The 22,690-nt window shown below is 71.7% G+C and carries 22 protein-coding genes; 5 read left to right on the plus strand and 17 right to left on the minus strand.

The annotated features are described in order from the left end of the window. Window position 1: 1 nt before the first annotated feature. The 4 genes from hisC to ACESM1_RS03390 all read left to right on the plus strand — a co-directional run bounded on the left by hisC (window position 2) and on the right by ACESM1_RS03390 (window position 3,251). Complete coding sequence (hisC, locus tag ACESM1_RS03375) at window positions 2-1,078, plus strand: histidinol-phosphate transaminase (protein WP_372617712.1); 1,077 nt, start codon at window positions 2-4, stop codon at window positions 1,076-1,078. A 127-nt stretch (window positions 1,079-1,205) separates the two neighbouring features. After that, window positions 1,206-1,745 (plus strand): hypothetical protein, encoded by a 540-nt coding sequence (locus tag ACESM1_RS03380; protein ID WP_372617714.1) that lies wholly within the window; start codon window positions 1,206-1,208, stop codon window positions 1,743-1,745. A gap of 6 nt (window positions 1,746-1,751) precedes the next feature. After that, a complete protein-coding gene (locus ACESM1_RS03385; RefSeq protein WP_372617716.1) occupies window positions 1,752-2,447 on the plus strand; it encodes an endonuclease/exonuclease/phosphatase family protein in 696 nt (231 codons plus the stop codon). Window positions 2,448-2,492: 45 nt separating this feature from the next. Beyond that, window positions 2,493-3,251, plus strand: coding sequence for a 2-keto-4-pentenoate hydratase (locus tag ACESM1_RS03390; protein ID WP_372617718.1), 759 nt, complete (start codon window positions 2,493-2,495; stop codon window positions 3,249-3,251). A 1-nt stretch (window position 3,252) separates the two neighbouring features. On the opposite strand, the gene ACESM1_RS03395 is transcribed toward ACESM1_RS03390, so the two are convergent. The 10 genes from ACESM1_RS03395 to ACESM1_RS03440 are packed head-to-tail and all read right to left on the minus strand — an operon-like array spanning window position 3,253 to window position 15,098. Next, window positions 3,253-5,574, minus strand: a complete 2,322-nt coding sequence (locus ACESM1_RS03395) for a xanthine dehydrogenase family protein molybdopterin-binding subunit (protein ID WP_372617720.1) — start codon at window positions 5,572-5,574, stop codon at window positions 3,253-3,255. Beyond that, window positions 5,571-6,026 (minus strand): aromatic-ring-hydroxylating dioxygenase subunit beta, encoded by a 456-nt coding sequence (locus ACESM1_RS03400; protein WP_372617722.1) that lies wholly within the window; start codon window positions 6,024-6,026, stop codon window positions 5,571-5,573. Before ACESM1_RS03400 ends, ACESM1_RS03395 begins: the two co-directional genes overlap by 4 nt. Then, window positions 6,023-7,345, minus strand: a complete 1,323-nt coding sequence (locus ACESM1_RS03405; RefSeq protein ID WP_372617724.1) for an aromatic ring-hydroxylating oxygenase subunit alpha — start codon at window positions 7,343-7,345, stop codon at window positions 6,023-6,025. Before ACESM1_RS03405 ends, ACESM1_RS03400 begins: the two co-directional genes overlap by 4 nt. 26 nt (window positions 7,346-7,371) lie before the next feature. Next, complete coding sequence (locus tag ACESM1_RS03410) at window positions 7,372-8,148, minus strand: alpha/beta hydrolase (RefSeq protein WP_372617725.1); 777 nt, start codon at window positions 8,146-8,148, stop codon at window positions 7,372-7,374. Then, window positions 8,145-8,609, minus strand: coding sequence for a MarR family winged helix-turn-helix transcriptional regulator (locus tag ACESM1_RS03415; protein ID WP_372617727.1), 465 nt, complete (start codon window positions 8,607-8,609; stop codon window positions 8,145-8,147). Before ACESM1_RS03415 ends, ACESM1_RS03410 begins: the two co-directional genes overlap by 4 nt. Next, window positions 8,597-9,907: a TRAP transporter large permease subunit gene (locus ACESM1_RS03420; RefSeq protein WP_372617729.1), complete on the minus strand. Its 1,311-nt coding sequence runs from the start codon at window positions 9,905-9,907 to the stop codon at window positions 8,597-8,599. Before ACESM1_RS03420 ends, ACESM1_RS03415 begins: the two co-directional genes overlap by 13 nt. After that, the gene (locus tag ACESM1_RS03425) at window positions 9,904-10,413 is read right to left on the minus strand and encodes a TRAP transporter small permease (protein WP_372617731.1); all 510 of its coding nucleotides are present in this window, start codon (window positions 10,411-10,413) and stop codon (window positions 9,904-9,906) included. Before ACESM1_RS03425 ends, ACESM1_RS03420 begins: the two co-directional genes overlap by 4 nt. Window positions 10,414-10,417: 4 nt before the next feature. Beyond that, window positions 10,418-11,395, minus strand: coding sequence for a TRAP transporter substrate-binding protein DctP (gene dctP / locus ACESM1_RS03430; RefSeq protein WP_372617733.1), 978 nt, complete (start codon window positions 11,393-11,395; stop codon window positions 10,418-10,420). A gap of 35 nt (window positions 11,396-11,430) precedes the next feature. Beyond that, a complete protein-coding gene (locus ACESM1_RS03435) occupies window positions 11,431-12,954 on the minus strand; it encodes an indolepyruvate oxidoreductase subunit beta family protein (protein ID WP_372617734.1) in 1,524 nt (507 codons plus the stop codon). Further along, the gene (locus ACESM1_RS03440; protein ID WP_372617736.1) at window positions 12,951-15,098 is read right to left on the minus strand and encodes a thiamine pyrophosphate-dependent enzyme; all 2,148 of its coding nucleotides are present in this window, start codon (window positions 15,096-15,098) and stop codon (window positions 12,951-12,953) included. The genes ACESM1_RS03435 and ACESM1_RS03440 overlap by 4 nt, the downstream gene beginning before the upstream one ends. A 198-nt stretch (window positions 15,099-15,296) precedes the next feature. Between ACESM1_RS03440 and ACESM1_RS03445 the strand changes: the two genes are divergently transcribed. Beyond that, window positions 15,297-15,656 carry a response regulator gene (locus tag ACESM1_RS03445; RefSeq protein ID WP_372617738.1) on the plus strand — a complete coding sequence of 120 codons (360 nt, stop codon included), beginning with the start codon at window positions 15,297-15,299 and terminating at the stop codon, window positions 15,654-15,656. Here ACESM1_RS03445 and pcaB read toward each other — a convergent pair. From pcaB to ACESM1_RS03480, 7 genes are all read right to left on the minus strand, one after another. After that, entirely contained in the window at window positions 15,648-16,997 is a 1,350-nt protein-coding gene (gene pcaB / locus ACESM1_RS03450) for a 3-carboxy-cis,cis-muconate cycloisomerase (protein WP_372617740.1), read from the minus strand. The genes ACESM1_RS03445 and pcaB overlap by 9 nt on opposite strands. A gap of 3 nt (window positions 16,998-17,000) precedes the next feature. Next, a complete protein-coding gene (gene pcaG, locus ACESM1_RS03455) occupies window positions 17,001-17,543 on the minus strand; it encodes a protocatechuate 3,4-dioxygenase subunit alpha (protein WP_372617742.1) in 543 nt (180 codons plus the stop codon). A gap of 3 nt (window positions 17,544-17,546) precedes the next feature. Next, window positions 17,547-18,251, minus strand: a complete 705-nt coding sequence (gene pcaH, locus ACESM1_RS03460) for a protocatechuate 3,4-dioxygenase subunit beta (RefSeq protein ID WP_372617744.1) — start codon at window positions 18,249-18,251, stop codon at window positions 17,547-17,549. A gap of 51 nt (window positions 18,252-18,302) precedes the next feature. Next, the gene (locus ACESM1_RS03465; RefSeq protein ID WP_372617746.1) at window positions 18,303-19,463 is read right to left on the minus strand and encodes an alpha/beta fold hydrolase; all 1,161 of its coding nucleotides are present in this window, start codon (window positions 19,461-19,463) and stop codon (window positions 18,303-18,305) included. A gap of 105 nt (window positions 19,464-19,568) precedes the next feature. Continuing rightward, window positions 19,569-20,777 carry a 3-oxoadipyl-CoA thiolase gene (pcaF, locus tag ACESM1_RS03470; protein WP_372617747.1) on the minus strand — a complete coding sequence of 403 codons (1,209 nt, stop codon included), beginning with the start codon at window positions 20,775-20,777 and terminating at the stop codon, window positions 19,569-19,571. 49 nt (window positions 20,778-20,826) lie between these two features. Next, window positions 20,827-22,182 carry a TRAP transporter large permease gene (locus tag ACESM1_RS03475; protein ID WP_372617750.1) on the minus strand — a complete coding sequence of 452 codons (1,356 nt, stop codon included), beginning with the start codon at window positions 22,180-22,182 and terminating at the stop codon, window positions 20,827-20,829. Continuing rightward, the gene (locus tag ACESM1_RS03480) at window positions 22,149-22,655 is read right to left on the minus strand and encodes a TRAP transporter small permease (protein WP_372617752.1); all 507 of its coding nucleotides are present in this window, start codon (window positions 22,653-22,655) and stop codon (window positions 22,149-22,151) included. Before ACESM1_RS03480 ends, ACESM1_RS03475 begins: the two co-directional genes overlap by 34 nt. Window positions 22,656-22,690 lie beyond the last annotated feature (35 nt).

Consider the following 22,690-nt stretch of genomic DNA (forward strand, 5'->3'; position numbering starts at 1 on the left):
AGTGAACGCGGCCTGGGCGCGTGGCTGGATCCGCGCGCTGCCGAGCTATGTCGCACCGCCGGAGCCCAATGCGCCGGGCCTCGCGCCGCTGCACCTGAACGAGAGCCCGCATCCGCCGAGCCCGCGCGCCATCGCCGCGGCGCAGGCGGCCTGCGCCGGCGTCAACCGCTACCCGGACGTTCCCGGACGCCGCCTTGCCGCGGCGCTGGCGGAGCGCACCGGCGTGCCGGCTGCGCGCATCGTCTTCGGCGCCGGCAGCGACGAGCTGATCCACCTGCTCTGCCAGGCGGCGCTGGAGCCGGGCCTCTCCTGCGTCATGCCGGCGCCTTCCTTCCCGCGCTACCTCTCGGGCACGCGCATCCAGGGTGCGGAGGCCATCGCCGTGCCGCTGTGGGGGGACGGCGCGAACGATGTCGGTGCGCTCGCCGCCGCCATCCGCCACGAGACGCGCCTGGTCTTCGCCTGCACGCCGAACCCGCCTTCCGGCGGTGCGCTGACGGTGGTTGACCTCGCGCGCCTCGCCGCGGCGGTGCCGCCGGACGTGCTGCTGGCCGTGGACGAGGCCTATGTGGAATTCGCCCCGCCCGGCGCCGACGCGCTTGCCGCGCTGGCCGCGCGTGCCGGCAACTGGGTGGTGCTTCGCACCTTCTCGAAGGCGCACGGGCTGGCCGGGCTGCGCATCGGCTACGCGCTTTGCGGCGATGACGCGACGGCGGAGATGCTGAAGCGCATCCGCCTGCAATTCGCCGTCACCGCGCCGGCCTTCGCCGCCGCCGAGGCCTCGCTGGCCGATACCGCGCATCTGGCGCGCAACGTTGCGGCGGTGACGGCGGAGCGTGCGCGGCTGGCCGAGGCGCTTGCGGCGCTCGGCCTGCAGGTCTGGCCCTCGGCGGCGAATTTCGTCTCGGCGACCCTGCCCGGCCCGGCAGCGCCGGTCATCGCCGCCCTGCGTGCCCAGGGCATCCTGGTGCGGGACTGGCGCGATGCCCGTTTCCCGAACGAGATCCGCATCACCATCGGCCTGCCGGCGGAAACCGATGCGCTGCTCGCTGCGCTGCGCGCCTTGCTGCACGGCTGATCGGCGATTGCTTGCGCCGGCGTGATGCGCCACAGCGCCCCGCCCGCGCCACCGCCGCCCGCCTCGGGCGTTCCCCCGCAGGAAACTGGGGAGGACGGCAAGGCGGCCTCCGTGGAGGAGGAAGCGGATGGGGCGCCAGTCGCGGCTCGCCTGGCTCTGCCTGCTCGCCCTGGCGGGGGTTGCGGTATGGCTCTGGACCATGGAGCGGCGCAACGCCGCGCTCGGCACGGTGGCGGCGCTGGTCGGCTGCCTCGGCCTGATCCTGCCGCCGCGCGAGCGCATGGCGAAGCTGCCCTGGCGGCTTCAGGCGCTGCCGCGCCGCTATGATGCCGCGCCGATCCTCGCCAGCCTGATCTCGACACCGGGCTACGGGCTCGGCTGGTTCTACGGCAGCAATCCCTACGACGAGGCGGTGCACCTGGCCAGCGGGCTGCTGGTCGGCGCCGTGTTCGCGGCCCTGCTGGAGGCGGATGGGCGGGGGCGCGGCGCCGCGTGGCTGGGCGCCCTCGGCGCGGGATTCGGCCTGCTGCTCGGCATCGCCTGGGAAGTCTTCGAATGGCTGACCGGCCTGATCGGCAACTGGACCGACACCTGGACCGATATCGCGCTGACAACCCTCGGCAGTGCGCTGGCGGCGGCCGTGACACCGCGCGCCGCCGCGCGGTGACGCCGCATGCGGATCGCCACCTGGAACGTGCATGGCTGCCGCGGGACCGCCGGCTGGTTCCGCCCGCGCCGCGCCTTCGACGTTCTCGCCGAGATCCGGCCCGACGTGATTGCACTGCAGGAGGCGCAGCACTGGCTGCGTCCCGCCCGCGGCATGTTCGACTCCGAAGCCATCGAGCGCGAGCTGGGCCTGGTGCCGCTGGCGGTGACCGGGCGCACGGGCGAGCAGGGCTGGCGCGGCAATGTCGTGCTGGTGCGGCGGGATGCGCTGCTGCTGCGACCGCCGCTCGGCCTGTGCCTCGGCGGCATGCAGCCGCGCGGCGCGGTGCTGGCGGAGCTCGATCTCGGCGGCGGTCCGTTCCGGCTGATCGCGACACATCTCAGCCTCGGCGGCGCGCATCGGCGGCAGCAGGCGGCGGCGATCCTGGCGGCGATGGAAACCGGCGCCGGCCCGGGCCTGCCGACGCTGCTGCTCGGCGACTTCAACGAATGGCGCGCCGAAGGGTCCGCGCTGGCGGTGCTGGCCGCGCGCTTCGGCGTGCCGCCGCCGGCGCCGACCTTCCCGGCGCTGCGGCCGCGGCTTTCGCTCGACCGTATCATGGCGGACCGGCCCGGCCTGGTGCGGGCGCTTGCGGTGCACGACACGAAGCTGGCGCGCCGCGCCTCCGACCACCTGCCGCTGGTGGCGCGGCTTCATCTCTGAGCGCAACGGCCCCATCATGGGGGCGCCAGAGCACGAGACGAGGCCATGCCCGACACCTCCCCCGACATCCTTCGCGCCGCGGAGATGCTGCTTGCCGTGCGCCACGGCGCCGGGCCGAGGGCCGGCCGCGGCGCGGCCGCTCCGGCGGACGAGGCCGCCGCCTGGGCGATCCAGCGCGAGGTGCTGCGCCGCATGGGCGGGCGCATCGGCGGCTGGAAATGCGCGACGCCGGAGGGCAAGCCGCCCTCCGCCGCCTTGCTGAACGCCGCCGGGCTGCGCAGCTCGCCCACGCATTGGCAGGTGGCCCCGGGCGGGCGCATCGGCATCGAGACGGAGGTCGCCTTCCGCCTCGGCCGCGACCTGAAGCCGCGCGGCACGCCCTGGACGCGCGAGGAGGTGGTGGAGGCGATCGCCGCCTGCTTCCCCGCGATCGAGATGGTGGCCAGCCGCTATGCCGACATGAACGCGGTGCCGCTGCTGACGAACATCGCCGACAACATCGCCCATGGCGGCCTGGTCTGCGGTGCGGAGGTGCCGGATTGGCGTTCGCGCGACCTGAACGACCTGACGGTGCGGCAGAGTGCCGGCGGCGTGGTGCAGGTGGAGAAGCGCGGCAGCAACCCCGCGGGCGATCCGCTGCTCTCGCTGACGCGGCTGGCCAACCACCTGCACGCCTTCGGCCTGCATCTGGAAGCCGGCCAGGTGGTGACCACCGGCAGCTGGACCGGCCTGCTCTTCGTCGAGGGCGGCCAGCGCGTGGTGGGCGGCTTCGAGGGGCTCGGCGAGGTCGTCGTGGACCTCTGACCTACGGCCCGCGGAGCCGGAGCGCGGCCCAGACGCGCTCCGGCGTCGCCGGCATGTCGAGATGCGAGACGCCGATGGCGTCGCAGACGGCGGAGACCACCGCCGGCAGCGCGCCCACCGTGCCGGCCTCGCCCGCGCCCTTGGCGCCGAGTGGATTGGTCGCCGTCGGCTGCGGATTGGACAGCACCGCGATCTCCGGCAGGTCGGCAGCGCGCGGCATGGCATAATCCATGAAGCTGGCGCTGAGCATCTGGCCGCCGGCGTCGAAGCGCATCTCCTCCGTCAGCGCCTGGCCCGCGCCCTGCGCCACGCCGCCCTGGATCTGGCCTTTCAGCAGCAGCGGATTCACCACCGTGCCAACATCGTCCACCACGGTGTAGCGGTCGAGCCGCGCCTCGCCGGTCTCGGGGTCCACCTCCACCTCGCAGAGATGGCAGCCATTCGGGAAGGTGGCGTCGGCAGGCGCGACGGCGGCCTGCGCGACAAGGCCGACATCCTCGCCCGGCGGCCGCTGGCCCGGCGCATAGGCGGCGCGCGCCACCTCGTCGAGCGTCACCGCGCGATCGGTGCCGGCAATGGCGAAGCGGCCGGGCGTGAACTCGATATCCGCGGGCGAGGCCTCCAGCAGATGCGCTGCGATGCGCTTGCCATGCTCGACGATGCGCGTGATGGCGGCGATGGTCGCCGCACCGCCGGCGACGATGCTGCGGCTGCCGAAGGTGCCGCGGCCATAGGCCAGTGCGTCGCTGTCGCCGGCCTGTATGCGCACGCGCTCCGGCGGCAGGCCGAGCCTGTCGGCGAGGATCTGGCGGAAGGCGGTCTCGTGCCCCTGGCCGTGGTTGTGCGTGCCGAGCAGCAGCGTGGCGCCGCCATCCGCCGCGATGCGCAGCTCCGCGCCTTCCGCCATCGGTGCGCCCGGCGGGCCGGCGCTGATCTCGATGGCATTGGCGATGCCCAAGCCCCGGAGCTTCCCACGCGCCGCGCTTGCCGCCTTGCGGGCCGCGAAGCCGGCGAGGTCGGCCGCCTGCTCCGCCATCGCCATGGATTTCGCGAAATCGCCGCTGTCATAGGTGAAGACGAAGCCGGTGCGCCAGGGCATCGCCTCGGCGGGGATCAGGTTGCGGCGGCGGATCTCCATCCGATCCAGGCCGAGCTTCGCGGCTGCGATGTCGATCGCGCGCTCGATCGCATAGGTCGCTTCCGGACGCCCGGCGCCGCGGTAGGGCGCGAGCGGCTGCGTATTGGTGAAGGCGCCCCGCACCGTCGCGGCGATCACCGGCGTGCGGTACACGCCCGCCAGCCCGCCGAGATTGTTGGTGCTGCTGTGCGGGCCGAGAGTGACGAGATAGGCGCCGAGATTGGCGATGCTGGTCACGCGCAGCGCGAGAAAGATGCCGTCCTCGTCCAGCGCCAGCTCGATGCGGTTGTGGGTGTCGCGCGCATGTGGGTCGGAGAGCATCGCTTCCGTCCGGTCGGCGGTCCAGCGGATCGGCCGGCGCAGCGCGCGCGCCGCCCAGAGCAGGCAGAGATGCTCCGGCGTCGGATGGCTGCGCAGGCCGAAGGCGCCGCCCATCTCCGGCGAGACCACGCGCATCGCACCCATCGGCACGCCGAGCGCGGCGGCCAGCAGGTCGCGCAGCGCATGCGGGCCCTGCGTGCCGGTGCGCAGCGTGAAACGGCCCTCCGCCTCGTCCCATTCGGCGATCGCGGCGCGCGGTTCCATCGCCGCGCCGCAGACGCGACTGATGCGCGCATCGAAGGCAACGACATGCGGCGCCGCGGCGATGGCCGTTGCGACCTTTGCATGGTCGCCGAGCCGGAACTCGAAGCAGAGATTGCCGGCCGGCAAGCCCGGCCAGACCTCGGGCGCGCCTTCCGCGAGCGCGGCGCCGGCGTCGGTAACGGCGGGCAGCGGTTCCCACGCGACCTCGACGGCTTCGGCCGCGTCGCGCGCGGCGGCGCTGCTCGTCGCGACCACCATCGCGACCGCATCGCCGACATGGCGCGCGATACCGATCGGCAGCGCATGCCAGGGCGGCCGCGGCATGGGCGCGCCATCCGGCAGGCTGCGGGGCACCAGGCAGGGCAGGGGGGTGACGCCGGAGAGATCCGCACCGGTCAGCACCGCGACAACGCCGGGCAGGGCGCGCGCGGCCGCGGTTCCGAGCGCGCCGATCCGTGCCGCGGCATGCGGGCTGCGCAGGAACGCGGCATGCAGAGCGCCAGCGGGTACCGCATCCTCGCTGTAGCGCCCGAGGCCACGCAGCAGCCGCGCATCCTCCACGCGCCGGGGCGCGCCGCCGATGCGCCAGATGTCGCTCACAGGATGATCGAGATGCCGTCCTGCACGGCATCGCAGTCCAGCAGGTCGAGCCGCTTGCGTGTGATCAGCAGGCCGTGCGCGCCGCGCAGAACATCGTGTCGGCAGCGTGCGACATAACGGCGGTGCTTCCCGTTGCGGAACTCCGCGACCTCGTAGGTGCAGAGGACGCTGTCCGGCTCCGGCCCGGCGCGGAAGTTGGTGCAGCTGCGCAGCGTGCGGCTGGGCGGCTTCTGTGCATGGAACATCGCGTGCTTGAAGCGGCGAACGCGCGTCTCCAGCAGCCGGCGATCGTCGTAGATGTGGCTGATCGTGGTGTGCGGGCTCTCCTGGTCCCATTCGGTCGGGACCCAATAGGCGCATTCCGGCGCGTAGAGGGCGAGCCATTCGTCGAGCTTCCACGCGTCGAGCAGCGCGGCCTCGCGGATGACGAGTTCCTGCAGCCCGGTCTTCATGGCGTCATCCAGCGTTGCCAGGCGGCGAACTGCGCGCGCAGGTGGATCTCGCTGGTACCGGTCTGGCCACGCAGCATGCCATTGGCCTCGTCCTGATCGCCGCCGAGGCCGCGCTGCACATCCACCCAGTCGCCGCCCTGGCTCGCCAGGCCGTCCTGCACGCGGGCATAGGTCTCGAGGTCGTCGGTCAGCACCAGGCTGCCGGCGCCGTTGACCACGTTGGCGAAGGCGATGCTGTCGCGGAACATGCGCTCGGGCGCGAGTGGCATGCGGAAGGTGTAGGTGACGACCACGGTGCGGTTCACGCTGACCGGCTGCACCACGCGCAGCTGGCGGAAGCGCGACATGAAGGACAGGTTCGGATAGACGATGCTGTTGAAGCGCGTCACTCCCATGATCTCGCGCGCGCGCTCGGCGCCGTGGGTCTTCTCCAGCGCCTCGCGGTACTCGCGCTCCACCGGATCTTCCTCGCCGCGCGCGGCCATGCGGGCATCGGTGTGGTAGTCGCCCATGAAGGAATGGCCCCACTCGGTCGTCCAGATGCCGAGCGCTTCCCACACATGCGCCGGTGCGCCGTTCTGGCGCATCTGCTTGATCTGCACTTCGCCTGCGCCGTCGCTGTGCACCGCGTCGCTCTGGTCGCGCGCCGCGGCGACCGAGGAGGCGTGGACGAAGCGCGGATGCAGCGTGTCGTTGTGGTTCTCGATGACCAGCTTCCAGTTGCCGTCATAGGCGTGGCGCGAGACGCCGCCCGCCACCTCCAGCACGCCGCCCGGAGCGCGATCCACCATGTCGTCGAAGGAGCTGGCGATCGGGCCGAGCCAGTCTGAAAGCGAAGGTCCTTCCTTGGCGCGGCTCGCGAAGATGAAGCCGCGATAGGTCGCGACGCGTGGCACGCGCACCAGGTCGAGCGAGCCATCGGCACCCGGCATGCCGCCATAGCCTTCCGGCAGCGGCACCTCGGCAAGCTTTCCGTCCAGCTCGAAGGCCCAGCCGTGATAGCAGCAGACGAAGCGCTTTGCGGTGCCGGTCTCGTCGGTGGCGAGCTTCGCGCCGCGATGCGTGCAGCGGTTGAACAGCACGTGCAGCGCGCCGCCGCGGTCGCGCGAGACGATCACCGGCTCCCGCCCCATCACCGTGGTGAAGAAGCTGCCCGGCTCGGCCACCTGGCTCTCATGGCAGAGATAGAGCCAGGCGCGGCCGAAGATCAGACGCATCTCCAGGTCGAAGATTGCCGGGTCGATATAGGCGGCACGATGCACGCGGCCCGGCTGAACAAGCCGGGCGATGTCGCCCGGCGAAGGCGGCAGGCTGTCCATCCAGTGTCCTCCTCTCTGCTGCTGCGTCATGCCAGCGACAGCAGCGCCGCATGCAGCGGGCCCTCGGTGAGCGCGTAGGGGGCCGCGAAATGATGCACGCCGTCCAGCACGAAACGTCGTGCCTGCGTGGCTTCCGCCATCGCCTCGCCCTGCCGGATGAATTCGGGGCTCTCCCGCGTGCCCCAGGCGATCAGCACCGGGGCCGTGATGCGTGCGGCGTGGCGCAACGGGCTGAGGGCATCCGCTTCCTCCGCCGTCAGCCGGACATAATCCCGGCGCGAGGAGAGCAGCACCGGCGCCAGATCATAGGCGCCGGAGATCAGCGTGACCGACGCGAAGGGCAGCTCCGTCGCCAGAACGGCAGCCAGATGCGCGCCGGAGGAATGGCCGGAGATGTGGATCGGTCCGCGCGGGGTGACGAAGGCGACGCAGCGCCGCAACTCCTCCACCACATCCGGCATCCGCGTCGCCGGCAACGCGCCGAAATCCGGCACGGCGACGTCGAACCCCGCCGCCGAGAGGGCCGGCGCGACGAAGCCGGCATCCTCGCGCGACTGCGCGCGCCAGGCGCCGCCATGGACGTGCAAATGCAGTCCGCGGCGCGGCGCGCGTGCGGGGTAGAGGTCGAGCAGGTGCGGGCCGTAGGAGGAGGTCTCGGGCCGCAGCTTCGCGCGCGCGGCCTCGGTATCCGCCTTGTAGCGCGCCAGCCAGGCGGGCACGTCGGCGCACCAGGCGCGCTGGTCGTATGCGGCATCGAGCGCCGCCTGGTCGTAGTCCAGCCAGACCTTTTGCGCCGGGCTCATGCGCCGCCCTCCAGCCCAAGCGAGTCCGCGATGCGCGCGACGATGCGGCGAAGCTCCGAAACCTCCTCCGGAGCCAGTCTGGCGAGCCCGGCCTCGACCTCCTCCAGCGCCAGCGGCAGCGCCTCGCGGTAGCGCGCGCGCCCGCGCGGCGTGAGCACGACGCGCACGGCCCGCGCATCGTCCTGCGAGGGCGCGCGCTTCACCAAGCCCTGGCGCTCCATCGCGGCGACCTGGCGGGACAGCGTGGAGTGCGGCACCAGCGTCCGCGCAGACAATTCCATGATCGTCAGGGCAGCGGGCGCGCGGGCGGCGACCATCAGTACGCGCCATTGCGGAAAGCTGAGCCCCTGCGCTTCCAGGCGCGCGCTGAGCCGCGCGTTCCAGCCGGCCATCAGCCGGTTCAGCGCGAAAGGCAGCAATTCGGGCTCCGCCTCGGTGGTGCGGAGATCTAGAGCAGCCATGCGGCGAGCCCCGTGGCGAGTGGCGGAAACAGGAACACCAGCAGCAGCACCGCCGCGCTGAACGCCACATAGGGCGCGGCGGCGGCGTAGATCTCACGCATCCGCACATCGGGCGGAGCGGCGGATTTCATCACGAAGAGCAGCAGGCCGAAGGGCGGTGTCAGCAGGCCGATCTGCATGCAGATCAGGAACAGCACGCCGAACCAGATCATGTCGAGCCCCAGCGCCTGCGCCACCGGGACGAAGAACGGAATGGTCATCATCATGATGCTGACCTGGTCGAGGAAGCAGCCGAGCACCACCAGCACCGCCATCATCAGCAGCACCATCTGCCAGGGCGCCAGCTCCCACGCCCGCAGCACCTCCACGATGCCGTTGCCGGCGCCGGAGAAGGTCAGCACCTGGCTGAAGGTGATGGCGCCGAGCAGGATGAACAGGATCGCGCCCGAGACGGCCACCGTGCCCGCCAGCGCCTGCACCAGTGCGCGCGGCGTCAGCCCGCGATAGAGCGCGGCTACCACCAGCGTCGCGAAGGCGCCGACCGCGCCGGCTTCGGTGGGGGTCGCGATGCCGCCCACCATGGTGCCGACCACCGCGGCGAAGATCGCGACCAGCGGCAGCACATGGATGATGAGCGGCCGGATCGTCGCCCCGCCCTCCGGCCCGGGATCGCGCGGCGCCAGTGAGGGATCGCGCGCGGCGCGCAGCACGATCCAGCCGATGAAAAGCGCCGCAAGCATCAAGCCAGGCACCACGCCCCCGATCAGCAGCCCGGAGATCGAGATGCCGGCGAGGCTGCCGAGCAGGACGGCCAGCGCCGAGGGCGGGATCAGCATGTCCACGCCGCCGATCGCGATGATCGGTCCCATCGCCATCTTCCGCTCATAGCCGCGCGCCAGCATCTGCGGCAACAGCAGCGCGCCGAGCATTGCCGTCGTGGCGATGGTGCTGCCCGAGATCGCGGAGAAGATCGTGCCCGCCACCACCGCCACCACCGCCAGCCTTCCGGGCACCGCCGCGATGGCGCGGTTCACCGCATCGATGGCGCGCAGCGCGACGCCGGAGCGGAACAACACCTCGCCCATCAGCACGAAGAAGGGAATCGGCGTCAGCGAGAAATTGGTCAGCGACGCGATGCCGTTGCGCACCAGCTGCTGCAAGCCGAACTCGCCGCCGAGGAACAGCCAGGCGCCGACGAGGTTGATGGCCAGGAAGCAGAAGGGCACGGGCGGGCCGACCAGGATCAGCGCGGTCACGCCGCCCAGCATGAGCAGCGCCGCATCCTGCCATTCCATCATGCGACGGAGCGCGTCTCGTCGCGCCGGGGCGCGCCGGGATCCCGGGCCAGGTGCAGCAGCCGCGCCACGAACTCGGCGGCGAGCAGTGCGAAGACCGGCGGCAGTGGCGCCGCCAGCCACCACTCCGGATAGGTGATGGTCCGCCGCACCACGCCGCCTGTCGCCGCGGACTCCACCGCCGCGCCGAAGGAGACCCAGACCAGCACCAGGCAGACGGCCAGCCCGAGCAGGTCGGACGCGGCCTCCAGCAGCCGCGCGCCCGCTGGCGGCAGCGCCGGCCCGAGCAGGTCCGCGCGGATGTGCTGGCCCTTGTGCAGCAGCCAGGGTGCGGCGAGCACGGCGGAGAGATAGAGCCCGATCTCCGTCAGCTCGACCGAGCCCGGAATTTCCGCGCCCGTCAGCGCGCGTTGCGTGACGGAGGCGGTGATCAGCAGCACCATGCCGAGCACCAGCGCACCGGCGATCGCCGCCGGAACCGCAAGCAGCCAGCCCCAGATCCGCGCCACGCGCTCAGCCGCCGGAGAGCAGCCGGCGCAGTTCCGCCGCGTGCTGCGGGGTGATGCGGGAGACCTCGTCCCAGCCGGCATCCTGCGCGGCCTTCAGCCATCGCTCGCGGGCCTCGCCGGTGAATTCGATCACCCGGATGCCGGCCTGCTGCATGCGCGCGTAATCCGCCGCGATCGCCTGCCGCGAACGCTCGGCCTCGCCTGCCTCGACCCACTCCGCGGCGCTGGTCAGCACCGCCTTCTGCGCCTCGTTCAGCCCGTTCCAGCGGCGGAGGTTGACCAGGATGTTGACCTCCACGCGGTAGAAGGGCGGGTCCACGCGGAATTTCGTGCGCTCGTGCCAGCCGAGATCGAAGATGCCGTGCGCCGGCCAGCCATAGCCCTGCACCACGCCGCGCTCGAGCGCGGTGAACACCTCGCCCGGCGCGGTATTCACCAGGTTCGCGCCGAGTGCCGTGAAGAAGGCGCGATAGACCGGCGAGGTGCGGATGGTCAGGCCGCGCAGGTCCGGCCCGCTGATCTCGCGCGTCAAATAGAGGTGGAAGGGCATGGCGTCGCCATGGCGCGCCAGGTGCTGCGCGTTGACCTTCTCGTTGTGCAGCCGGTTGATCAGCGCTGCGCCGCCGTTGCGCCGCACCGTCGCCCAGTCGTTGGTGGCGAGCTTCAGCGCCGCACCCTCCGGCAGCAGCGGTTCGTAGAAGGCTGCGGTGGCGTTGATCATGTCCACCACGCCGTTGCGCAGCGCGTTGCCCTGCTCGAAGGGCGGCATGGCGCGCGGGCCGCCGATGAAGGTGATGCGGATGCGCCCGCGGCCTTCCTCGTTCACCTTGGCGATGAACGCCTCGAAGGGGCGCGAGAAGGCGGTGCCTTCCTGGAAGGCGCTGACCGCGCGCAGCGTCACCTCCTGGGCTGCGGCGTCACGCGCGCCCGCCACCAGCGGCGCGGCCAGCGCGCCGCCGAGCATCGTCCTGCGTCGGATCATGTTGGATCGTCTCCCCGTCTCGTCGGATTCTGTGGTCATTCGGCGGCGCGCGCCAGAGGTGCTGGCGCGGCTTCGGCGGCGATGGCAGCCAGCGTCGCGGCCAGCGTCCGGTGCTCGGGGTCGGCCAGCGCGGCCTCGCGGGCCCGCGCCACGCGGCCGGCGGCCGCAGGATCGCCGGGCCGCGCGCTGTCCACCGCCTGCGCCATCACCAGCGCGAAGGCGCTGCGGCCGCGGCGATGCGTCTCGCCATAGCCCTTCAGCAGCCGCGCGCAGGCCGTGATCTCCAGCGCCAGCGCATGCTCGCCGCGCTGGGCAGCGGCGGCGATGCGGGCGAGCCAGGCTTCGATCGCCGCCTGCTCCTCGGCGAAGCGCAGGCTGCGCGGGCGCCAGCGGCGCAGGCGCGCGAGCAGGAAGAGGCGCAGGAAGCCGAGCACGGTGTCGCTGCGCACGCGCATGGCGACATGCACGCGCTCCGTACGGCCGGTGCGTTCGGCCCAGGCGACCACACGGCGGCCAAGAGCAGGCGGCAGGAGCGAGGCCAGTTCCTCCACGCCCGGCTTGAGGAACTCGGTCACCTGCACCGGCTCGTGCGGCTTCGCGCGCACCTCGGCGCGGACCTCGGCGAACCGCGTGCTGGATGATTTGAGCTGCGCGACGCGGATCACGTCCTCGTACGCCATCCAGAGCGCGAGGTGCCGCGCCACCTCGGCGGAGAGGCGATGCAGCCCGCCCGGCGCCGGATCCACGGCGAGGATCCTGCGCAGCCGTTCCATGTACAGCCGCGCGTAGGGCTCGGACTGGTACTCGGTGAGGCGCGGCAACGCGATGTCCACCACCGCCAGCACTTCCGGCGGCAGATCGGACGCCGCCTGGTCGAGCAGCCCGGCAAGACCCGGGCGCGCGCGCGTCGTCTCCGCAGCGGGCGATGGCGGCGCGGCAGCGAGGGCCAGTCCCGCTTCGAAGCCACGCAGGTTCGCCTCCGCCGCAACGCCCGCCCGGATCGCGTCACGGTAGCAGTCGAGCGGGATCGGCAGGCGCCCGCTGCCGGCAACCATGCCCAGCATCAGCGCATTGAGCGAGACGCCACGCGCCGCGTCCGGCAGGCGGTCCGGGTCGAACAGCAGCGCCTGGCGCGGCAACTCGCGCAGTGCGCGCATCACGCGCTCCGCGTCGAAGCGGCCATCGCCCATGGCCGCCTTCTCGCTGGTGGCGAAGACACGGCGGGCGGCGGCGATCAGCGTGGTGCGGTCCGGCGAGACGAAGCCACGCTCGCAGCAGCGTCCGGCCTCCACCAGCTCGGTCGAGACCACGACATCCACGTCGCCGGGCGAGGGGCCGAGGCCGAAGACCGGATGCCGCCCGCCTAATGCCGCGTGCGTCTCCGGCCAAAGCTCCACGTAATAGGTTGTCGCGCCCGTGCGCTGCGCGACGCCGGGGATGGAGGTGCCCTGCACCGGCAGGTCCGCGCGCTGCGCCGCGCCGACGATCCAATCCGTCAGCACGCCGCCGCCCTCGCCGCCCATCGCGGCGATCAGCAGTGTGACGGGTCGGGCATTCATGCCGGGGCGCGCCATTCGGCGAAGTGCTGCAGCCGCGCGATGAGGCGCTGGCGCAGCCGTGCGATCCAAAGGTCGCGCTTCGTCGGATTGCCGACGATGTCGGCGCGGTAGAAGGAGGGGCAGAGCTGCGCTGCGTCCGCCACCTCGCCGCACAGCCCGCAACCGACGCAGTCGTTGTTGACATGGGCGACCGGATCGCGCCGCAGCGGATCGGGGTTCTCCTTGATCGTCAGCGAGGGACAGCCGGAGAGCCGGATGCAGGAATGATCGCCCGTGCAGGTCGCCGCATCCACGCCGTAGCGCGTGCGCACCACGCGCTTGCCGGCCTTCAGCGCGGCGGCGATCTGCGGCTTGATGCGGCGCTGACGCGCGAGCTGGCATTCCTGCTGCGCGATGATGACTTTGAGGCCCTTCTCCTTCGTCGTCAGCGCCTCGCGCAGCGTCTTCACCATGTCCTTCACGACATAGGTGCCCTGGGTCTTCACCCAGGTCACGCCCATGGCGCGCAGCGCCTGCTCGATGGAGATGCGCGGCCGCGTTGCGCCTTCATCGGCAGTGCTGGAGGGGATGAATTGCTGGCCGGTCGCGCTGGTGTAGCCGTTGTCCATCACCACCAGCACGCCGTCGGTGCGGTTCTGCAGCGCGGCGGTGACGCCGGTGGAAAGCCCGTTGTGCCAGAAGCCGCCATCGCCCATCACGGTGATGGTGCGCCGCTCGCCGAACATCGGCGCCACCGCCGCGGCGGAAGACAGCCCCAGGCCGTAGCCGAGGATGGAGTTGCCCATGTTGAAAGGCGGCAGCGTCGCGAAGGAGTGGCAGCCGATATCGGCCGCGACGTGCACCTGGCCGAGTTCCTTCTGCACCAGCTTCATCGCCGCGAAGACCGGGCGTTCGGGGCAGCCGGTGCAGAAGCCGGGCGGGCGCGCGGGCAGCGGCGCGCCGATCAGCGCGCGCGCGCGCTCGCCGGGCGAGAGCGAGGCGGCAAGCACCTCGCCGACCCGTTCCAGATCCACACCGCGCGGCACCGCGCCTTCCAGGAATCTTGCCAGACCTTTCAGCACCGTCTCGGCGGTGTATTCGCCGGCCATCGGCAGCACCTTCTTGCCGACGATCCTCGTGTTCAGGTCGGCCTCGCGCAGTGCGGCGGCGATGGCCTGTTCCAGGTAGTCCGGGTTGCCTTCCTCCACGACGAGCACGGCGCGCTTGCCGGCGCAGAAGCCGGTGACCTGCTCGGGCACCAGCGGATAGGTGACGTTCAGCACCAGCACGGGGATGCGGCTGGCGCCGAAGCCATCCGCCAGGCCGAGCCGCGCGAGGGCGCGCAGCAGCGTGTTGGCGTGGCCGCCCTGCACGATGATGCCGACCTCGTCGAGATCGCCGTCCAGCACCTCGTTCATGCCCTTAGCCGCGATGAAGGCACGCGCGGCGGGGAAGCGGCGGTTCACCTTGTCCTGCTCCTGCACATAGGTGCTGGGCGGCAGGCAGATTCGTCCGTAGTCGAAATCGGGCGTCGTCAACGGCGTCTTCGTGGAGATCGCCGGCGTGACGTTGTCCTTGGCGGTGAAACGGCCGCGCATGTGGCAGGCGCGGATGCGCACCTCCGCCATCACCGGTGTTGAGCTCGCTTCCGAAAGTTGGAAGGCCTGCTCGATCAACTCGACGAGGCGCGGGTGGTCCGGGCGCGGATCCAGCAGCCAGATCGAGGACTTCATGCAGAAGGCGTGCGTGCGCTCCTGGATGATGGAGGCGCCTTCGCCGTAATCCTCGCCGACCACCATCACCACGCCGCCGCGCACGCCGGCGGAGGCCAGGTTGGACAGCGCGTCGGAGGCGACGTTGGTGCCGACCGTGCTCTTCCACACCGCCGCGCCGCGCATCGGGTAGTTGATGGAGGCCGCCAGCATTGCCGCCGCGCCGGCTTCGTTCGCCGCGGGTTCGTAATGCACGCCGAGTTCCTGGAGCAGCGGCTTCGCATCGGCGAAGACGTCCATCAGATGGCTGACCGGTGCGCCCTGGTAGCCGGTGACGTAGCTCACGCCGGATTGCAGCAGCGCCTTGGCGATGGCGAGGATGCCTTCGCCTTCGAACATCTCGCCCTGGCCGCGGCGCAGCAGCGCGACCTCCTTCGCGAAGGACCTTTCCATGACGCCCCCCGGACGCGGGATATAACCGAATGCAAGCATCCTATCCCGCTGCCGACGCTGGCTGCAAGCATCGCGTCCGTCCCGGTCCCGCAATGCTTGGCCTTCCCGATGCGCGACGGCTCACGCAAGTGTCACGCGACATCTGCGGCGGGCAGAGCAGTTTGTATACCTGCGGCCTGGGAGGAGGGCCGTGCCCGGATGCCCCTGCTCCTGCTCGTCGAGGACGACCCCCTGGTGCGCACGACGCTCGCCGAGGCCCTGGCCGATGCGGGGTTCGAGGTGCTGGAGGCGGAGGATGCCGAATCGGCGTTGCGCATGGTCGCGGCACATGAGGATCTGTCGGTGCTGCTGACCGACATCAACCTGCCCGGCGCCGATGGCTTCGCGCTGGCCCGCGCGGCGCGGCGGCTACGGCCGGGTCTGCCGGTGGTCTATGCCTCCGGCCGCTACCGCGAGCCCGATCCGCAGCGCGCCTTGCCCGATGCGGCCTTCCTGGCGAAACCCTTCAGCCTCTCCTGCGCGGTCGCGACGCTCGACCGTGCGATCGCCTCACACTGAGCGCCGCGACAGCACCGCATCGGTGAGGGCCTGCGCGGCGCCGAGATAGCCCGCCGGATCGGTGAGCCGCGCGATCGCCGGCGCGTCCAGCACCGCCGCCACGCGGGGCTCGCGCGCCAGCGCCTCGGCAAGGCCGATGCCATGTGCGATCGCGGTGTCGCAGGCATGGTGCACCACGTCATGCGCGACGCCGCGGCCGAGCTGAGGGGCCAGCCCCATCATCACCGCCTCGGCCATGATCAGCCCACCGCCGGCGTCGAGGTTGCGGCGCATGCGGGCCACGTCCACCTCCAGCCCCTCGGCGATCGGCAGCAGCGTCGCCAGCGCGCCATGCGTCAGCAGCAGGATCTGGCCGAGCGCGAGATGCTCCAACTGCATCGGGCCGGCGCCGCGCTCATGCTCATGCGCCATCGCGCCGAGCAGCTGCGGGATCAGCGCCTGCGCGGCGCGCGCCTGGGCGAGCACGTATTCGCAGCCGATCGGGTTGCGCTTCTGCGGCATGGTTGAACTGCCGCCCTTGCCGGGTGCGGCGGGCTCGCTCGCCTCCGCCACCTCGGACTGCATCAGCCAGAGCACATCGGTCGCTGGCTTCGCCAGCGCGCCGCCGAGCAGGCCGCACCAGCAGCCGAACTCGGCGATGCCGTCGCGCGCGACATGCCAGGTGATCGCGGGCAAAGCGAGGCCCAGTTCCTGCGCCAACTCCGATGCAACGCGCGGGCCTTCGGCGCCGAGCGAGGCCAGCGTGCCGACCGCGCCGCCGAACTGCACGCGCAGCACGCGCGGACGGATTTCCCCGAGACGCTCGCGCATGGTGATCAGCGGATCGAGCCAGAGCGCCACCTTGTAGCCGAGGGTGATGGGCAGCGCCTGCTGCGCATGGGTGCGGCCGGCCATCACCGTGCCGCGGTGTTGGCGCGCGAGCCTGGCGAGCGCGGCGATCAGCCGGTCGAGGTCGTCGGCGAACAGTGCGATCGCCTCGCGCAATTGCAGGACGAGTGCGGTGTCCAGCACGTCCTGCGTGGTGGCGCCCCAATGCGTCCAGCGCCCGGCTTCCGGTCCGGCCAGCGCGGAAAGCTGCTTCACCAGGCCGACGGTGGGGAAGCCCATGTTGCGCGTTGCGGCGGCGAGTGCGGGCAGGTCGAGGCGGTCCATATCGGCGGCCTGCGTGATGGCCGTCGCGGCCTCGGCCGGGATCAGGCCGAGGCGGGCCTGCGCACGTGCCAGCGCCGCTTCGAAGGCCAGCATGCCGGCGAGATAGGCGCGCTCGCCCATGATCGCGCGCATCGCGTCGGAGCCGTAGACGGCGGAATAGACCGGACCATCGGCCGGGTTCACGGTCATCGCCTAGACATCCAGGAAGACGGTCTCGCCTTCGCCCTGCAGCCGGATGTCGAGCCGCCAGACGGCGTTGCCTTCCGGCTTCGCCACCAGCGTCGCGCGCCGTGCGGGATCGTCCACCAGCGCCAGCACCGGGTCGTTTGCGTTCAGCGCCTCGCCCTCGAAATAGGCGCGCGTCACCAGGTGCTGCATCAGGCCGCGCGCGAAGATCGCGATCTCGATATGCGGCGCCTGCGTCGCATTGCCGCGGCCGGGCACCGGGCCCGGCTTCAGGGTGGCGAAGCGGAATACGCCATCGGCATCCGTCGCGCTGCGGCCGAAGCCGTGGAAGCCATCCTCGAAGCGGCCATCGGGCCCGGCCTGCCAGATCTCCACCAGCGCGTCGGCCACCGCAGCCCCGTCGCCGTCGGTGATGCGGCCGGTGAGCGTGATGCGCTCGCCCTGCACGGCCTCATTGCCCGAGCCGGCGCGCAGCAGGTCCGCCCATTCGGGGAAGTCGATCATGTGCCAATAGGGGCCGGCGGTCTGCGAGGCGGTTGCCGCGGTCATCGCTCAGGCCTTCTCGAAGGGCGTGGCCTCGCGGCCGCGCAGCACGATGTCGAAGCGGTAGCCGAGCGCCCATTCGGGCCTTGTGATCTCCAGGTCGAACTTCGAGACCAGCCTCTCCCGCGCCGCCTTGTCGGGCGTGGCGAGGAAGATCGGGTCGAGGTCGAGCAGCGGGTCGCCCGGGAAATACATCTGCGTGATCATGCGCTGCGCGAACCCGGCGCCGTGCAGGCCGAAATGGATGTGGATCGGCCGCCAGGCGTTCCAGTGGTTCCGCCAGGGATAGGCGCCGGGCTTCACGCTGGTGAAGCTGTAGCGCCCTTCGTCATCGGTGAAGATCCGCGCGCGGCCCTCGAAATTCGGGTCGAGCGGCGCGTCGTGCTGGTCGCGCGGGTGGTGATAGCGGCCCGATGCATTGGCCTGCCACACCTCCACCATCACGCCCCGCTGCGGGCGGCCATCCTCGTCCACGACGCGACCGGCGACGATGATGCGCTCGCCGAGCGCGGCCTTGCCGTTCACCTGGCTCATGTCGGCATGCGCCGGATAGCGCGCGGGGTCGAAGCGCGGCGCGGTGGTCTCGGTCAGCGTGTGCGGGATGCGCAGCAGCGCCTGCTTCGGGTGGCGCCTGTGCGTGCTGCCATAGGCCGGAGCATCCAGCGGCGGCTGCGTCGCCGGATCGGGCCGGCGATAGGGGATGGGATCGCTCACCGTGTGGCTTCCTTGGTCGCCTTCCGCGGGATCCTTCCCGGAATGGCAGGCTCAGCCGGCCTCTTCCGACAGGATCCGCCGGGCGATCTTAAGCGCGGAATTGGCGGCGGGAACACCCGCATAGGCGCCGACCTGCAGCAGGATTTCCGCGAGCTCATCGGCGGTGACGCCGGTGCGGCGGGTGGCGCGCACATGCAGCTCGAACTCCTCGTGCCGGCCGAGGGCGGCCATCATGCCGAGGCAGAGCAGGCTGCGCTGGTGCTTCGTCAGGCCCGGACGTGCCCAGACGCCGCCCCAGACATTGGCGGTGATCCACTCCTGGAACGCGGCATCGAGCGGGGTGGCGGCGGCCTGAGCACGCGCCACATGCGCCTCCCCGAGGACGGCCTTGCGGATGGCCAGCCCGCCCTCCGCGCCAGGCTGCGGCGCGAGCGCGGCGAAGTGGCCGAGGAGTGCGGCCGTCACCGGCTCCGCGCGCTCCAGCGTCGGCAGATGCGCGGCTTCGGGGATCACCGTCAGCGTCGCGCCGGGGATCATGTCGCGCAGTGCCTCGGCGAGTGCGGGCGGCGTGGCGATGTCGCGCTCGCCGACGATCACGCTCGCCGGGCAGGCGATGCGGCCGGCGAGCTCGGTGGCGCGCGCATCACGGAGCGCCGCGGCGGCGCCGGCATAGCCCAGCGGATCGGTCGCCAGCAGCATGCGCCTGAGGCCGCGAGATGAGGCGAGCGACGCGTCCACCACCCAGCGCGGCATCACCACCTCCGCCAGCGCGGCGGTGCCCTGGGCGAGCACCGTCTCGATGCGCTGCTGCCAGACCTCGGGGGGCGCGAATTCGGCGGCGGTGTCCATCAGCACCAGGCTCGCGACGCGCTCCGGCGCCTCGGCGGCCATCTGCAGCGCGACGCGGCCGCCGATGGAGAGGCCAACGACATGCGCGGTGCGCACGCCGAGCGCATCCAGCAGCGCCAGCGCGTCGCGCGCGAGCAGCGACATGGAATAGTCGCCGGTCGTGGCGGAGCTGAGGCCGTGGCCGCGCAGGTCCATGCGGATGACGCGGTGGTGGCGCGCCAGCGCGGTGGCCTGCGGGTCGAAGACATGCAGCGAGGTGCCGATGGAGTGCAGCATCAGCACCGGAGGCTCGCTGTCCTCCGCCGGTCGTGGCGGGCCTTCGTCGAGGGCGTGTGCGACGAAGTCGGCGAGATGGAGGAACATGTCAGGTTCCTTGTGAGGGGCGAGGGGCTTTCCCCCGCCCCGACCAGCCTTCGGCGACGCGGCAGTGCCGCGGCCCCCGCATGCGGGGGAGGGAGTTGCAGCTCGTCAGACCCGCTCGAGCACCATGGCGATGCCCTGGCCGACGCCGATGCACATCGTCACCAGCGCGTAGCGCTGCTGCCGGTGGTGCAGCTCCGCCACCGCCGTCTGTACCAGCCGCGCGCCGGACATGCCGAGCGGATGGCCGAGCGCGATGGCGCCGCCATTCGGGTTCACATGCTCCGCATCGTCCGGCAGGCCGAGATCGCGCGTCACCGCCAGCGCCTGCGCGGCGAAGGCCTCGTTCAGCTCGATCACCGCGATGTCGGAGAGCTGGAGGCCGGCCTTCTCCAGCACCTTCCGCACCGCAGGGGCGGGGCCGAAGCCCATGATGCGCGGCGGAACGCCGGCGGTGGCCGTCGCCACCACGCGCGCGCGCGGCGTGAGGCCATGGCGCCGCGCCGCCGCCTCGCTGGCGACCAGCATGGCGCAGGCGCCGTCATTGACGCCGGAGGCATTGCCGGCGGTCACCGTGCCGCCCTCCTTGCGGAACGGCGTGCCGAGCTTCGCCAGAGCCTCCAGCGTGGTGTCGGGGCGCGGGTGCTCGTCGGTGTCCACCACGACAGGGTCGCCCTTGCGCCGCGGGATCGAGACGGGAACGATCTCCTCCTTGAAGCGGCCGCCTGCGATCGCCTTGCCGGCGCGCTGCTGGCTGCGCCAGGCGAAGGCGTCCTGGTCGGCGCGCGACACCTGGAACTCCTGCGCCACGTTCTCGGCCGTTTCCGGCATGGAATCGATGCCGTGCGCGGCCTTCATCTTCGGGTTGACGAAGCGCCAGCCGATGGTGGTGTCGTAGATCTCCGCGTTGCGCGAGAAGGCCTCCTGCGCCTTGCCCATCACGAAGGGGGCACGCGTCATGCTTTCGACGCCGCCGGCGAGCATCAACTCGGCCTCGCCCGCCTTGATCGCGCGCGCGGCGATGCCCACCGCATCCATGCCGGAGCCGCAGAGCCGGTTGATCGTGCTGCCGGGAATGCTCTCCGGCAGGCCGGCCAGCAGCGCGGCCATGCGGGCGACGTTGCGGTTGTCCTCGCCGGCCTGGTTGGCGCAGCCATAGACCACGTCCTCGACCGCGGCCCAGTCGAGATCGGGGTTGCGCTCCATCAACGCCTTGATCGGCACCGCGCCGAGGTCGTCGGCGCGGACCTCCTTCAGCCCGCCGGCATAGCGCCCGATCGGCGTGCGGGCGGCGTCGCAGACAAAGGCATCGGCCATGGCAGTGTTCCTCCTGTCGAGGATTTCGTGCCCCTCGGCAGGCCCGGCGTCAACTGAGCGCGTTGACCAGCCACAGCGAGAGGGCGGGGAAGGCGACCAGCAGCGCCAGCCGGATCAGGTCCATCCCCAGGAAGGGGAGCACGCCCCGATAGGTGCGGGTGATCGCCACGTCGCGCGCAAGGCTGGAGATGACGAAGACATTCAGCCCGATCGGCGGCGCGGTCAGCCCGATGCCGACCACGCAGAGCACGAGGATGCCGAACCAGATCGCCGTCTCCTCGGTGGTCAGGCCGAAATCGAGCGCGGTGACCACCGGGAAGAAGACCGGCAGCGTCAGCAGCATCATCGCCAGCTCGTCCATCACCGCGCCGAGCACGATGTAGGCCACCAGCAGCAGCACCAGCACGCCATAGGGCGGGAACTCCTGCTCGGTGATCCACAGCGCCAGCAGGTCCGGCGCCTGCGACAGCGCAAGGAAGGCGTTGAACACCTCCGCGCCGAGCAGGATGACGAAGATCATGGCCGTGGTTTCGGCGCTGGCGAACAGGGCTTCCCGGATCTGCCGCCCGCTCAGCGTCCGCCGCGCCAGGCCGACCGCCAGCGTGCCGATCACGCCGACCGCGGCGCTCTCGGTGGGCGTGAAGACGCCGCCATAGATGCCTCCGACCACCACCACGGCGATCAGCAGCACGGGGATGACGTTGAGGAAGGCCTCGCGCTTCTCCGCGGCACTCGGCACCTGGCCGGGCGGGCCGACGCCGGGGCGCAGCCGCACCACCAGTGCGATCGCCAGGATGTAGAGGCTGACCGCGATCACGCCCGGGATCAGCGCGGCCATGAACAGCTTGGCGATGTTCTGCTCGGTGCTGATCGCATAGACCACCAGGATCACGCTGGGCGGGATCAGGATGCCGAGCGTGCCGCCGACCGCGATGGTGCCGGTGGAGAAGCCGGCGTCATAGCCGTAGCGGCGCAGCTCCGGCAGGGCGGCGCGGCCGAAGGTGGCGGTGGTGGCGACGGAGCTGCCGCAGACCGCGCCGAAGCAGGCGCAGGCGCCGATCACGCCCATCGCCATTCCCCCCGGCTTGCGCCCGACCAGCGCATTCGCCGCGGCGAACAGGTCGCGCGCCAGCCCGCCGCGCTCGGCCAGCGCGCCCATCAGGATGAACAACGGGATGACCGAGAGCGTGTAGTTGGCGAACAGGTGGTACGGCGTGGTCTTCATGTAGTTGCCGAGCGCCGCCCAATCCAGGATGTGCACATAGCCGCCGATGCCCACCAGCAGCATCGCCAGCCCGACCGGCGCCCGCAGTGCGATCAGGCCGAGCAGCACCGCGAAGCCGGTCGCGGCGAGGACGAATTCCGGCGCCATCACGCCCGGCCGCGCAGCAGCCGCGGCACCCACCACAGCGCCATCAGCGCGGTCGCGCCGAAGCACAGCGCGCCGATCGCGATGGCCCACCAGTAGGGCAGCGCCAGCAGCCCGATCGTGCGCGTGCCGCTGCGCAGTGTCTCCAGCGCGCCGACCGCCATGCGCTCCGCCAGCCAGAGCGTCACCGCCGCCCAGACCACCATCCAGGATGCATCCACCGCCGCGTTCACGCGCGCCGGCAGCCAACCGGAGAAACTGTCCACCAGGATGTTGGTGCGCATCAGCGTGCCATAGGCGAGGAAGCCGAGCACGCCGACGCCGCCGGCGATGGAGACGATCTCGAAATCGCCGCGGATCGGATGGTCGGTGACCCAGCGCAGCACCACCGAAACGGTGGTCACGCAGGCCGCGACCAGCAGCGAGGCGCCGCCGAGGAAGGCCAGCGCGCGCGCCAGCCACGGCACCGCGCCGGCGGGCGGGGCGGAGCGGGCATCGGTCCCGGTCACGGCCGGCTCTCCCTGCAACGGTGGATCGCCGGCTG

The sequence above is a fragment of the Falsiroseomonas sp. genome (assembly GCF_041690465.1).
In the GTDB taxonomy this organism is placed as follows: Bacteria; Pseudomonadota; Alphaproteobacteria; order Acetobacterales; family Acetobacteraceae; genus Falsiroseomonas.